Here is a 12,648-nt window from a genome sequence, read left to right on the forward strand (position 1 = left end):
CTCAGAGGGGCCCTGGGCGAGGAGAACCGGAGAGGGGCCTGCCGCGATGTGCGGCAGGCCCCTCCGGCTACGTGCGCGGCGCGCGGGGTCAGTACGGGTTGAGGTCGTGGGCGCGGAGCCACGGGATCGGGTCGACCGCCGCGCCGCCGCCCGGCCGCACCTCGAAGTGCAGGTGCGGGCCGGTGGAGTTACCGGAGTTGCCGGAGTAGGCGATGGTGTCGCCGGCCTTGACCGAACCCGAGCGGATCTTGGTGCTGCTCAGGTGGCAGTACCAGGTCTCGGTGCCGTCGGGCGCGGTCAGGATCGCCATGTTGCCGTAGGCGGAGTTCCACTGGGTGCGGATGGTGCCGTCGGTGGCGGCCATGACCGTGGTGCCGTAGCTGACCGGGAAGTCGATGCCGGTGTGCACCGACATCCAGTTCACCCCGGCCTGGCCGAAGAGCGCGCTCAGGCCGTGCTGGGTGACCGGCAGGACGAACTTGGGGCGCAGCGCCTCCTTGCGGGCCGCCTCCGCCTCCTTGCGCTTGCGCTCATCGGACTGCCGCTGTTTGAGGTCCAGCCGCTCCTGGGTGCGGCTGGCCCGTTCGCGGAAGTCCTGGGCGCTGGCGCTGAGTCCGGCGAGCTGGCTGTCCAGCTTCTTGTTGGCCGCCGTCGTCCGCTTCGCGGAACCGGCGTCCGGGGCGGCCTGGGTCGTCGCACTGTCCTGACTGTCCCCGCCGAACTGGCTGACCGAGGCCGCGGCCGCCGCGCAGACGCCCATCGCGGCGACCGAGGGCACCGCGACGGTCAGCAGCGCCGAACGCTTGGCCTGGCGGCGCCGGCCGCGGTTGCCGCCGCGGACGGCCTTGCCCGCCGGGGGGCCGCTGACCCGTTGGCCGGCAGGGGCGTCGTCGTCGGGGAGGGAAGTGACGGGCATCGCCTGCGTCATCGCCTCGGCGATCGACGCGGAGTCGGCCGTGGCGGCCTCGGCGCCGGGCGGGGCGGCGGCATCGTCGTCGCCGGTCTCATGGGTGAACGCCACGAGGGGCTCGTCCCACTGGACGGTGTCGGCCGCGGGCGGGCCCGCCTGGGCCGGGATGCCGGGGGCGGGGACGCCGGGGGCCGGGTCGTGCGACCGGCCGGTGTAGTCGGTGTAGTCCGTGGTCGACCAGACCGCGGTGGCCTCGTAGTCGATCGGTTCCTGGACGGCCGTGGCGGCGGCCGCGAAGGCGCCGGAGTCGTAGGCCGCGGTCCCGTAGCCGGTGTCGTACCCGGCCGTGGCGTAACTCCCGGTGGGGTAACTCCCGGTGGGATAACCGCCGGTGAGGTCGTCCCCGGTGCCGTACGCAGCGCCGGTGCCATAGCTGCCGGTGTCGTAGCTTCCGGTGCCGTACGCCCCGCCGTCGAAGCCGCCGGTGGCGAAGCTCCCGGTGTCGTAACCGCTGTAACCGCCGGTGTCATAGGCGGTGGTGTCGTAGGCGGCGCCGCTTCCGTGGGCCGCGGAGTCGTAACTTCCGCTGCCCCCGTAGGCCGCGGTGTCGTACCCGGCGTCATACGGGGCGGTGCCGCCGGTGCCGTAGCCGGGGGCGTCGTAGCCGGTGTGTGCGTACGGGTCGTAGCCGGTGCTGCCGTAGGCGGCGGTGTCGTACCCGGCGGTGTTGTGCCCGGCGGTGTCGTACCCGGTGGTGTTGTGCCCGGCGGTGTCGTACCCGGTGGTGTTGTGCCCGGCGGTGTCGTACCCGGTGGTGGGGTAACTGCCGGTCCCGTAGGCGTCGGTGGGGTGGCCGCCCGTGTCGTAGGCGCCCTGGGCGTAGCCGCCGGGGTGCGAGCCGAAGAGGGGGTCGCCGTCGCCGTATGCCGACTGTGCGTAGGAGGCATCGGAAGCGGGGGCGGTCGGAAGCTGAGCCCCCGACGAGTGACGGTCGTCCACCAACTTCTCTTTCGCCTCGGCTGCAGGAGAATTAGCGGCGACTGTACCCGGCGGTACGCGACGGCCACAATCTTCCCGAGGTTTCGGGCTCGGCGAGGCCGGGCGATTGGCCCGCTTTCGGCAACGCCCATGCGCGTTCTTGGCGCCCCGTTCGAGGGTCGTTCGACGATGCGGCCGGGATATGGCGCGGAGCGGGCGCGCAGGTGCCGTGGAGCTTGCCGATCACACCGCGGCTCATGCTGTTGCTCAGTCGACTGTTCAGGACGCGGCTCAGGTCGTCGCTCGGGCTGCTGCAAAGGCCGCTGCTTGTGCCGTTGCTCAGGCCACCGATATCGCGCTGCGGGAGGACGGGGCCGCTTCCGTAGTGGCCAGTGCTGTCCGTATGCCGGCTGCCACGGTGGCGTTGACCGGTAGCGCGAGGTGTCCGACGCCGACGACCCGGACGTTCTCCGCCCGTAGGTCCGGGTGCTCGATCCGGGCGGTCGAAGCCGGCACCATCACCTGGTCCTCCTGGCTCCAGAACGCCACGAATCGCGTCCGGCACCGGGGCGCCGGCAGCGCCAACTCCGCGATCACCTCCGAATCCGGGCGCAGCTGCCGGACTATCGGGTGCGCCGACATCAGGGGCGCGACGCGGGTCCCCGCATGCGGGGTGCCGAGCGTGATCAGCGTCCGGACGCGGGCGTCACCGCCGCGCCGCTGCACGTAATAGCGGGCGATCAGACCGCCGAGGCTGTGGCCGACGATGTCCACCCGGCGGTGTCCGGTCCGGGCGCAGATCTCCTCCACATGGCGGCCCAGCAACTCGGCGGCCCGGCGCAGATCGCAGGTCAGTGGGGAGTAGTTGAGCGCCTCGACATGGGGCCAGCCGTGGTGGTGCAGGGAGCGGCGCAGCAGGACGAAGACCGAGCGGTTGTCGACGAAGCCGTGGAGCAGCAGGACCGGCGGGTGGGCGCGGCCCTCGGTGGGGAGGCGGGCCGCGGAGCCGGCCTCGGGGGGTACGGGCAGGGGTTGCTCCTGGGCGATCCCGGTCGGATAGAGGAGGAGATGGGCGACGAGCACGCCCAGGTCCACGAGCGCGCTGCGCAGGAGAAGGGGTGCGGAGAGAACAGGCAGGGCCCCCATGGCCGACCTCCCGAACGGCATGCGGAAGGCGTCGATGACCCCCGAATGCCCTTGTGGGAAGCCGTGAGCGGAAAGAGCGGTGCGGCGGCCCGCGTGATGGCCCGGCTGCGGCTCCCCGGGCGCCCGGCCCGCGTGTGCTTCGCCGGCCGTCCCTGGCGGCGGTGCGACATGCGGAACGCGGCGCGTGGCGAATGTGTCCCAGGCGAATATGTCCCGTGTGTGATTTCCCCCTCGCCGGATGTCACGAAACGGCTGGGTACGGGATGCTGTAGATAACGTTCGTTCACGCTCGTGGCCGCCGGATCGCGGTGGCGCGACCTGATGTCGGCTCGGCGGCCCCGCCCTGGCGGTGCCGCGCATGGCTTGGAGGCAGTGATGGGTGTGGCGCGGCAAGACGGAGTGCAGGCGGAGGGCCAGGGCGCGGCGGGCCGGTCGGGGCCGATCCGGATCGTTGTCGCCAAGCCGGGGCTCGACGGGCACGACCGGGGCGCCAAGGTCATCGCCCGCGCGCTGCGGGACGCCGGTATGGAGGTGATCTACACCGGGCTGCATCAGACGCCGGAGCAGATCGTCGGCACCGCGATCCAGGAGGACGCCGACGCGATCGGGCTGTCCATCCTCTCCGGTGCCCACAACACCCTCTTCGCGAAGGTGCTCGCCCTCCTGGAGGAACGGGACGCGGCGGACATCAAGGTCTTCGGCGGCGGCATCATCCCGGAGGCGGACATCGCCCCGTTGAAGGAGCAGGGCGTCGCGGAGATCTTCACGCCGGGGGCGACCACCACCTCGATCGTGGAGTGGGTCAACGCCAACGTTCGCCCGTTGGCCGTCTGAGCGACCTGTAGTGGGCGGTCCGGGTGTGGCGGACGGTCCGGATGCGGTGGGTGGTCTGGGTGCGGCGGATTGTCCGGACGCCGCGGAGGGGCCGTATGCGACGGGCCGGCCGTGTGTGAGGGAGGGGCCCGCTCCTGGGGGCGGGCCCGATCGACGGGGGAATGGGGGCGTCGTCCTCGGGGACGGCGGGCCGGCGGCTGAGCGGATCATGACGGCTCCCCGGCCAGCTCGGCGTACATGGTGGCGCGCAGGCGGAGCGTGCCGACCAGGCGCAAGAACGCCTCGGACCAGTAGCCGCCGGAGCCCGGGGAGGCGCCCTCGGGCTCGTCCGTGACCGCCGTGAGCATGTCCAGTCGGCCGGCTTCCGCCGGGTCCAGACAGCGCTCGGCCAGGCCCATCACCCCGCTGAAGCTCCACGGATAGCTGCCCGCGTCCCGGGCGATGTCCAGCGCATCGACCACCGCCCGGCCCAGCGGCTCGGACCAGGGCACCGCACAGACGCCCAGCATCCGGAAGGCGTCCGAGAGGCCGTGGACGGCGATGAACTCGGACACCCACAACGCCCGTTCGTCGTCCGGGAGCACGGTCAGCAGCTTCGTCAGGTCCCGGGCCGAACCGGCCGGTGCCATCTCCGGGGCGGCCAGGACCGGGTCGCCGGGCGCGCCCAGCAACGCCCGCGCCCAACCCGGGTGCCGCTGGCGCACCGCGGCGCGGCACCAGGCGTCGTGCAGCTCGGTCCGCCAGTCGCCGGCCACCGGGAGCGCGACGATCTCCGCCGCCGTTCGGCCGCCGAGCCGCCCGGGCCAACGGTCCAGCGGTGTCGCCTCCACCAACTGGCCCAGCCACCAGGCGCGTTCCCCCCTTCCGGAGGGCGGCTTGGCGGTGATGCCGTCCCGCTGCATCCCGGCGTCGCAGGTGCCCGGCGGGTCGATGGCAAGGACCTCGGCGGTGGCGGAATCCCCGGCGGCCGGGGCCAGATGGACACAGGCCAGGCTGCGCTCGGCCATCCGGGCCGCGAGCGCGGAGCCGGGCAGGGCGGAGAGGAGTTCCGCGGCGGTGGTGCGGACGTTGCGGCTGCGGTCGGACAGCGCCTGCTCCAGGAACGGCTCGTCGGTCGGCGTGAGGGCCTCGCCGAGGGAGTCCAGGAACATCAGGCGGTCCTCGGCGCGCTCGGTCGCCCAGGTGGCGGCGAGCAGCTCCAGACCGGCCCGCGGATCGCGCCGGCGCACCGAGGTCAACAGCGCGACCCGCTCCGCGAACAGCCCCTCGTCCCACAGTCGGCGCACCGCCTCGGGGGCGTCGGCGCCCGGCAGCGACAGCGGACCGCCGATGCCGCGGAGCACGAACCTCCAGTCGTCGTTCAGCCGCGCCAGCCACAGGCCGCGGGGGCCCGCCAGGGCGAGCGCGGCGGGCCGCAGGTCCGTACGCGACCGGGCGGCGTCCAACAGTGCGGGCAGCAGCGCCTCGGGGGCGCGGTAGCCGTGCTCGCCGGCGGCGGCCAGCCACTGGGGCAGCAACTCGGTGAGGTCGGGGTCGGTGCCGCGCCGGCCGCCGGAGCCGGGGCCGCGGTCGGCGAGCAGGAGCGCGAGCCGGCGCCGGGCGGCCGGCGGCAGCGGGGGACGCGGGTCGGTGGGGGCCGGGGCGGGCCGTTCACCGGCCGGAGCGGGACGCAGTGCGGCGCGTCGCCGCACGGTGCTCACCGCCGCCGCGTCCAGCAGCGCCGCCGCGGGTCTCTGCCCGGCTCGTACGACCACCGGCGGGGTGCGCCGCTCGGCCCCGAGGAGCGCGGCGCTGACCAGATCGGCCCAGGGGGCGAGGGCGGTGGTCGGGTCGGTGGGGGTGGGAGACGGGATCGGGGTGGTGGGTGTGATGGCTGTGATGGCTGTGGTGGGTGTGGTGGACATGCGCTGCCTCCGGAGGGGGTGGTGCGCGGATGTGGGGCCTCGCGGTGGTGGGACGGGAGGGTGCGGCGGTGGGCGGTGGGCGGTGGGCGGTGGGTGTGGGCAGTGGGGCGTGGTGAGGGTGGGTTACGGGGACAGGGGCACCGGTGCGGGGTCCCAGACCGTCAGTGGCAGGAAGCCGCGGTGGCCGCATTCGCCGAAGACCGTGACCGGCTCGCCACCCGATATGGCCGCCAGCTGCCACAGCGCCGTACGTCCCAGGAAGCGCGGGTCCACGGGGAGGGCCGACTCGCCGTCCGCGTCGGCTAGTTGCCAGTCGCCGCCGGCCCCGCCCGGTATCGGGACGACATCGGTGAGGACCACCGGCCAGGCGTCCAGCCAGGGGTCGTCGCGCAGCGCGTGGCCGTACGCGGCCAGGGCGGCGTCGATACCGCAGCCGGGCGGGATCGGCCCCGGGGCCGCGGGGGAGTGTCGCTCGCCGAGGGCGACGCGCAGCGGCCGGGCCCCCGGGTAGTAAGCCAGGTCGGCGTCGAGCAGTAGGCCCGGCGGCAGGGTCACGTCCAGGGGGCGGTGAGCGCCGCCGAAGGAGAGGTGCAGCGCCATCCGGCCGGTCCGCTCGCCCCGGAGGAAGATCCTGCGGGTGGTCAACGCGCCCTCTTCGGCGTCCTGTTGGGCGAGGACCAGCCAGCGGTCCCGAACCGTCACCGTGTCCGGACCGGACCGTACCTCCGCGGCCTCCGTGGTCAGCCCGACGCGGGTGCGGACCGTCGCGGCGAGTGGGGCCGGCAGCCGCTCGATGCCCAGGAACCCCTGGTCGAGGAGGTGCAGCAGGGCGCACTCCGCCAGCAGCCGGGACGGCCAGTCCGCACCGGATGCCGCGAGCGAACCCAACTCCCGCACCCGCGAGGCCAGTCCGGGTGCCTGGGCGTCGACCATCCGGGCGGCGGTTTCGTTCCAGGAATCCCGCCCGCCGCCCGCGGCTCCGTCCGCACCCGTGGGGGAGGGGGCGCCACCGGTGTGGCCGGTCGTCGTGAGGCCGGAGTGCAGCAGATCCTCCAATCGCTGCTCCAACTCCGTGACCCCGGCGCCGATCCGTTGCAGCCGGCGCTCCGCCCGTCGCCTGGCCGCCTCCGGATCCGCGGGCGCGCGGGAAGGAGCGCCGGCGGCCGGACCGCCGGTCACCGCCTCCCCCGTCGGGCCTTCGGGCCGCTCCCGGCGTGCCGCCAGCCACTCGGCCGCCCACGGCGGCGGCGCGCCGCTCGCGGCCGTACCGCCCGTCGGCCGCCCCCCTTCCTCGGGGTCGGCGGCGGCCCATCGCAGCAGCAGTCCCAACGCGTGTTTGCAGGGGAACTTCCGGCTCGGGCAACTACACCGGAAGGCCGGGCCGTTGAGCTCCACAACCATTCGGTACGGTGTGCTGCCACTGCCCTCGCACACGCCCCACACCGCGCCCCCGCCCGCGCCGGTCTCCGGCCAACGGCCGGACCGGGCGAGCTTTCCGCCCGCCGCCCGCGATACCTCGTCCGGCGCCAGCGAGAGCACCTGCTCCGTCGTCCAGCGTTCCTCGTGCGGACTCATCCGATCCCCCTGCGGACTCCCGTCGAACCCCTGCGGATTTGCTGTCTCCGACGCTACGACGACCCACTGACAATCGCCCTCGCCCGTCGACAACTCCGCAGGTCGGAGGCGGTTTTCGGGGAATTGTCAGTGGTCTGGTGCAGGCTTGGAACCGCAAGCGGCCGGCGGGATCTCCGCGGGGTGCCGGCCGCACACCGTGCGACGAGGGGGAAGCATGTCCGAGAACGACATCACGACGGCGGGCGATGCCCGCGGCGCGGCCGGCGAGGTGCTGCGGCCGCACGCCGAAATCGCCTTCGCGAAGGAACTGTCGGCGCTCGCGGCGGCCGACGACCGGCCCCGACCGGAGCGCTGGCGGCTCTCACCGTGGGCGGTCGCCACGTACCTGCTCGGCGGCACGCTCGCCGACGGCACGGTCATCACACCCAAGTACGTCGGCCCGCGGCGGATCATCGAGGTCGCGGTGACGACCCTCGCCACCGACCGCGCGCTGCTGCTGCTCGGGGTGCCCGGCACGGCGAAGACCTGGGTGTCGGAGCACCTGGCGGCGGCGGTCAGCGGCGACTCCACTTTGCTGGTGCAGGGCACGGCCGGCACACCGGAGGAAGCGATCCGCTACGGCTGGAACTACGCCCAGCTGCTCGCCCACGGCCCCCGCCGGGAGGCCCTGGTGCCCAGCCCCGTGATGCGGGCGATGGCGCAGGGCATGACCGCGCGGGTCGAGGAGCTGACCCGGATCCCGGCCGACGTCCAGGACACCCTCATCACCATCCTGTCCGAGAAGACCCTGCCGATACCGGAGTTGGGGCAGGAGGTGCAGGCCGTCCGCGGCTTCAACCTGATCGCCACGGCCAACGACCGCGACCGCGGGGTCAACGACCTCTCCAGCGCACTGCGCCGCCGGTTCAACACCGTCGTCCTGCCGCTGCCCGCCACCCCGGAGGACGAGGTGGACATCGTCGCGCGGCGCGTCGAGCAGATGGGACACGCGCTCCAACTTCCGCCCGCCCCCGAGGGGATGGACGAGATCCGCCGGGTGGTGACGGTCTTCCGGGAGCTGCGGGACGGCGTCACCGCCGACGGCCGCACCAAGGTCAAGTCGCCGTCCGGGACGCTCTCCACGGCCGAGGCGATCTCGGTGGTCACCAACGGCCTGGCGCTGGCCACCCACTTCGGCGACGGAGTGCTGCGCGCCGGGGACGTGGCCGCCGGGATCCTCGGCGCGGTGGTCCGCGATCCGGCCGCGGACCGCGTCGTCTGGCAGGAGTACCTGGAGACCGTGGTGCGCGAGCGCGACGGCTGGAAGGACTTCTACCGCGCCTGCCGGGAGGTGAGCGCATGACCGGCGGAAGCGGGACCGGGCCGGTGCTGCTGGGGGTGCGGCACCACGGCCCGGGTTCGGCGCGGGCGGTGCGGGCCGCGCTGGAGCAGTGCGCGCCCCGCGCGGTGCTGATCGAGGGGCCGGCGGAGGCCGACGACCTGGTGCCGCTGGCCGCCCACCCGGAGATGCGGCCGCCGGTCGCCCTGCTCGCGCACGCGGTGGACGACCCCGGCCGCGCGGCGTTCTGGCCGCTGGCCGCCTTCTCCCCGGAGTGGGTGGCGCTGCGCTGGGCGCTGGAACACGACGTTCCGGTGCGGTTCATCGACCTTCCGGCGGCGCACACCCTGGCACTGCCGGACGAGGAGACGGGGGAGGAGCCGGACGAGGAGACGGAGAGGGAGCACAAGGGAGAGGGCAAGGCAGAGAGCAAGGGGGAGAGCAAGGGAGCGACGCGGGGAGAGGCGCGCGGGGAGGTCGAAATCGGGGAGGCGGAAAGGGAAGCGGAGGGGGCGGGCGCGCTGGACGCCGTGCGGCTGGACCCCCTCCGGGTGCTCGCCGAGACCGCCGGTCACGACGATCCCGAACGGTGGTGGGAGGACGTCGTCGAGCACCGTGGGGACGGCGGTACCTCCCGTGCATGGGGGTCGCCCCGCTCGAACGAAGTCGAGAGTGGGGGAAGAGCCGAGAGCGGGGGAGGGCCCGGGGCGGACGCACTGGCTCCGTTCGCCGCGCTCGCCGAGGCCATGGCGGCGCTGCGCGCGGCGTACGGCGACGGCGGCCACGGCCGCGACCCGGTGCGGGAGGCCCACATGCGGCTCCGACTGCGCGCCGCGCGCCGGGAGTTCGGCGACCCGGTCGCCGTCGTCTGCGGGGCCTGGCACCTCCCCGCGCTGGCCCTCCCGCATTCGCCGCTCCGAGCGAGCCCGCACCCCACCGTGGCCGCCGACCGGCAACTCCTCAAGGGCCTGCCGAAGGTGAAGACGGCACTGACCTGGGTGCCGTGGACCCACCGGCGGCTGGCCCGACGCAGCGGATACGGCGCCGGAATCACCTCGCCCGGCTGGTACGGCCACCTCTTCGACGCCCCCGACCGCCCCGTCGAGCGTTGGCTGACCAAGGCCGCCCGGCTGCTCCGCGAGGAGGACTACGCCGTCTCGTCGGCACACGTCATCGAGGCGGTGCGGCTCGCCGAAGGGCTCGCCGCGGTCCGCGGCCGCCCCCTGGCCGGCCTCGCCGAGCTCGACGACGCGGTCCGGGCCGTCATGGCCGAAGGCTCCGACGTGCCGGCCGCGTTGATCCGCGACCGACTGGTGGTCGGCGAGGTACTGGGCCAGGTGCCCGAGGGTGCCCCGGCCGTCCCGCTCCAACGGGACCTCGCCCGCTGCCAGCGGACGCTGCGGCTCAAACCCGAGGCGGCGGAGCGGGAGGTGGAGCTGGACCTCCGCAAGGAGACCGACGCCGGCCGCAGCCGACTGCTGCACCGACTGCGACTGCTCGGCATCCCCTGGGGCGAGCCCACCCGCTCCCGGGGCAGCACCGGCACCTTCCGGGAGACCTGGCGGCTGCGCTGGGAGCCGGAGCTGTCCGTACGGGTCGCGGAGGCCGGCATCTGGGGCACCACCGTGCTCGCGGCGGCCACCGCCAAGGCCGCCGCGGATGCCGCGGCGGCCACCGTGCTCACCGAGGTCACCACGCTCGCCGAGCGCTGCCTGCTCGCCGCGCTGCCCGACGCGCTGCCGGTGGTGATGCGGGTGCTGGCGGACCGCGCCGCCCTCGACGCGGACGTCGGCCGCCTCGCCCAAGCCCTGCCCGCCCTCGTCCGGTCGGTGCGCTACGGCGACGTCCGCGGCACCGACGCCGGGGTGCTCCGCGAGGTGGCGCTGGGCCTGGCCGACCGGATCTTCGTCGGACTGCCCCCGGCCTGCACGGGCCTCGACGCGGACGGCGCGGCCGAGTTGCGCGGCCACCTCGACGCCACCCACCAGGCCGTCGGCCTTCTCGGGCAGGCGCCGGCGGAGACCGGGGCGCCGGCCCGCACGCCCGGCGGGCCCCCGACGGTGGTGCCCCTGCGGGAGCGCTGGACGGCGGTCCTCCGGACCCTCACCGAACGGGACACCGTTCCCGGGCTGCTCCGTGGGCGGGCCACCCGGCTGCTGCTGGACGACGGACGACTGCCCGACGACGGCGCGGAGCGGCTGATGGCGCTCGCCCTCTCGCCCGGCACCCCGCCCGCCGACGCCGCCGGCTGGATCGAGGGCTTCGTGGGCGGCCAGGACGGTGGCCTGCTGCTGCTCCACGACGAACGGCTGTTGGCGCTGGTGGACGGCTGGTTGACGCGCGTACCGGACACCGCGTTCACCGACGTCCTGCCGCTGCTGCGACGCACCTTCGCCGCGTACGACACCGGGGTCCGCCGCACCCTCGGCGAACTGGTCCGCCGCGGCCCGACCGGCGGTCCCGGTCAGCCGGCGGCCGGCCCCGCCGACGCGGCGGCGCCCGGCTTCGGCCCCGGCCTGGACCGGGACCGCGCCGCCGCCGTCCTCCCCACCCTCCGGCTCCTGCTGGGCATACCCCAGCACGGCTACGAGGACGGGGCAGGAGACGGGGACGGGGATCGGGACGGGGCTTGGGACGGGGACGGGGGCGCGGAGACCGGTGACGGCCCCGACCCGGCAGGACGACGGATCAACGAGCTGAGGGGAGTGGGGAGATGACCACCACGACCGATCCGGCCGCGGAGCGCCTGCGCCGCTGGCGGCTGGTGCTGGGCGGCGCCGGCGCGGACGGCACCGGCTGCGAACTGCGCGGCAAGGACGCCGCGATGGACGGGGCGCTGGAGTCGCTCTACGGACAGCGCCAGCACCAGCGGGCGGGCCACGGGGCGCGCGACGGCGGCGGCACCCGGGCGGCCGGGCTCGGCGCGTCGGCGCCCCAAGTGGCCCGCTGGCTCGGCGACATCCGGACGTACTTCCCGTCCTCCGTGGTCCAGGTGATGCAGCGGGACGCCATCGACCGGCTGGGACTCTCCGCGCTGCTGCTGGAGCCCGAGATGTTGGAAGCCGTCGAGGCCGACGTCCACCTGGTGGGCACGCTGCTGTCGCTGAACAAGGTGATGCCCGAGACCACCAAGGAGACCGCCCGGGCGGTCGTCCGCAAGGTCGTCGCGGAGCTGGAGAAACGGCTGGCCACCCGCACCCGGGCCACGCTCACCGGAGCGCTGGACCGCGCCGCGCGGACCAGCCGCCCACGACACCGCGCCATCGACTGGAACCGCACCATCCGCGCCAACCTCAAGAACTACCTCCCGGAGCACGGCACCGTCGTCCCCGAGCGGCTGATCGGATACGGGCGCGCCGCGCAGTCCACGAAGAAGGACGTGGTGCTCTGCATCGACCAGTCCGGATCGATGGCCGCGTCCGTGGTGTACGCGTCGGTGTTCGGGGCGGTCCTCGCCTCGATGCGGGCCCTCGACACCCGCCTGGTCGTCTTCGACACCGCCGTCGCCGACCTGACGGACCACCTGGACGACCCCGTGGACCTGCTGTTCGGCACCCAGCTCGGCGGCGGCACGGACATCAACCGGGCGCTGGCCTACTGCCAGTCGCGGATCCGCCGCCCCGCCGACACAGTGGTCGTCCTCATCAGCGACCTCTACGAGGGCGGGATCCGCGACGAGATGCTCGGACGCGTCGCCGCGATGAAGGCGTCCGGGGTGCAGTTCGTGACCCTGCTCGCGCTCTCCGACGAAGGGGCGCCCTCCTACGACCGGGATCATGCGGCGGCCCTCGCGGCCCTGGGAGCACCGGCGTTCGCCTGCACACCGGAGCTGTTCCCGGACGTGATGGCGGCCGCGCTGGAGAAAAGACCACTGCCCATACCGGACATGGCGGAGCAACGGTGACAGGAATCCCGGGGGGACTTGCGTGGCACCTGGCGGGTCGTGCAAGGATCAGGGCATCGCTCGATCACCCGTGACGGGT

At 74.4% G+C, this 12,648-nt stretch carries 8 protein-coding genes; 4 read left to right on the forward strand and 4 right to left on the reverse strand.

What is annotated here, in order from left to right:
* Positions 1–88 precede the first annotated feature (88 nt).
* Positions 89–1,909, reverse strand: coding sequence for a peptidoglycan DD-metalloendopeptidase family protein (locus tag ACFVT2_RS32170; RefSeq protein WP_390023619.1), 1,821 nt, complete (start codon positions 1,907–1,909; stop codon positions 89–91).
* A 318-nt stretch (positions 1,910–2,227) separates the two neighbouring features.
* The gene (locus ACFVT2_RS32175; protein WP_390023621.1) at positions 2,228–3,034 is read right to left on the reverse strand and encodes an esterase/lipase family protein; all 807 of its coding nucleotides are present in this window, start codon (positions 3,032–3,034) and stop codon (positions 2,228–2,230) included.
* Between the two features lie 375 nt (positions 3,035–3,409).
* Between ACFVT2_RS32175 and ACFVT2_RS32180 the strand changes: the two genes are divergently transcribed.
* Positions 3,410–3,868, forward strand: a complete 459-nt coding sequence (locus ACFVT2_RS32180) for a cobalamin B12-binding domain-containing protein (RefSeq protein WP_390023623.1) — start codon at positions 3,410–3,412, stop codon at positions 3,866–3,868.
* Positions 3,869–4,074: 206 nt separating this feature from the next.
* Here the strand turns inward: ACFVT2_RS32180 and ACFVT2_RS32185 are convergent, their stop codons facing one another.
* Both ACFVT2_RS32185 and ACFVT2_RS32190 read right to left on the reverse strand, forming a co-directional pair.
* Positions 4,075–5,772: a DUF5691 domain-containing protein gene (locus ACFVT2_RS32185; RefSeq protein ID WP_390023625.1), complete on the reverse strand. Its 1,698-nt coding sequence runs from the start codon at positions 5,770–5,772 to the stop codon at positions 4,075–4,077.
* Positions 5,773–5,895: 123 nt separating this feature from the next.
* Positions 5,896–7,347, reverse strand: coding sequence for an SWIM zinc finger family protein (locus ACFVT2_RS32190; protein WP_390023627.1), 1,452 nt, complete (start codon positions 7,345–7,347; stop codon positions 5,896–5,898).
* Positions 7,348–7,561: 214 nt separating this feature from the next.
* Between ACFVT2_RS32190 and ACFVT2_RS32195 the strand changes: the two genes are divergently transcribed.
* From ACFVT2_RS32195 to ACFVT2_RS32205, 3 genes are read left to right on the forward strand one after another with little or no spacing between them, the layout of a single operon-like run.
* Positions 7,562–8,689, forward strand: coding sequence for an AAA family ATPase (locus ACFVT2_RS32195; protein ID WP_390023629.1), 1,128 nt, complete (start codon positions 7,562–7,564; stop codon positions 8,687–8,689).
* A complete protein-coding gene (locus tag ACFVT2_RS32200) occupies positions 8,686–11,382 on the forward strand; it encodes a DUF5682 family protein (protein WP_390023631.1) in 2,697 nt (898 codons plus the stop codon). The genes ACFVT2_RS32195 and ACFVT2_RS32200 overlap by 4 nt, the downstream gene beginning before the upstream one ends.
* Positions 11,379–12,569, forward strand: coding sequence for a VWA domain-containing protein (locus tag ACFVT2_RS32205; RefSeq protein WP_390023633.1), 1,191 nt, complete (start codon positions 11,379–11,381; stop codon positions 12,567–12,569). Before ACFVT2_RS32200 ends, ACFVT2_RS32205 begins: the two co-directional genes overlap by 4 nt.
* The last annotated feature ends 79 nt before the right edge of the window (positions 12,570–12,648 follow it).

The sequence above is a fragment of the Streptomyces sp. NPDC058000 genome (genome assembly GCF_042886435.1).
In the GTDB taxonomy this organism is placed as follows: domain Bacteria; phylum Actinomycetota; class Actinomycetes; order Streptomycetales; family Streptomycetaceae; genus Streptomyces.

Excerpts from the sequence above, each read along its gene's own strand:
- ACFVT2_RS32190 (WP_390023627.1), bottom strand. The coding sequence starts at position 7,347 with ATGAGTCCGCACGAGGAACGCTGGACGACGGAGCAGGTGCTCTCGCTG.
- ACFVT2_RS32185 (WP_390023625.1), bottom strand. The coding sequence starts at position 5,772 with ATGTCCACCACACCCACCACAGCCATCACAGCCATCACACCCACCACC.
- ACFVT2_RS32200 (WP_390023631.1), top strand. The coding sequence starts at position 8,686 with ATGACCGGCGGAAGCGGGACCGGGCCGGTGCTGCTGGGGGTGCGGCAC.
- ACFVT2_RS32195 (WP_390023629.1), top strand. The coding sequence starts at position 7,562 with ATGTCCGAGAACGACATCACGACGGCGGGCGATGCCCGCGGCGCGGCC.
- ACFVT2_RS32180 (WP_390023623.1), top strand. The coding sequence starts at position 3,410 with ATGGGTGTGGCGCGGCAAGACGGAGTGCAGGCGGAGGGCCAGGGCGCG.
- ACFVT2_RS32205 (WP_390023633.1), top strand. The coding sequence starts at position 11,379 with ATGACCACCACGACCGATCCGGCCGCGGAGCGCCTGCGCCGCTGGCGG.
- ACFVT2_RS32175 (WP_390023621.1), bottom strand. The coding sequence starts at position 3,034 with ATGGGGGCCCTGCCTGTTCTCTCCGCACCCCTTCTCCTGCGCAGCGCG.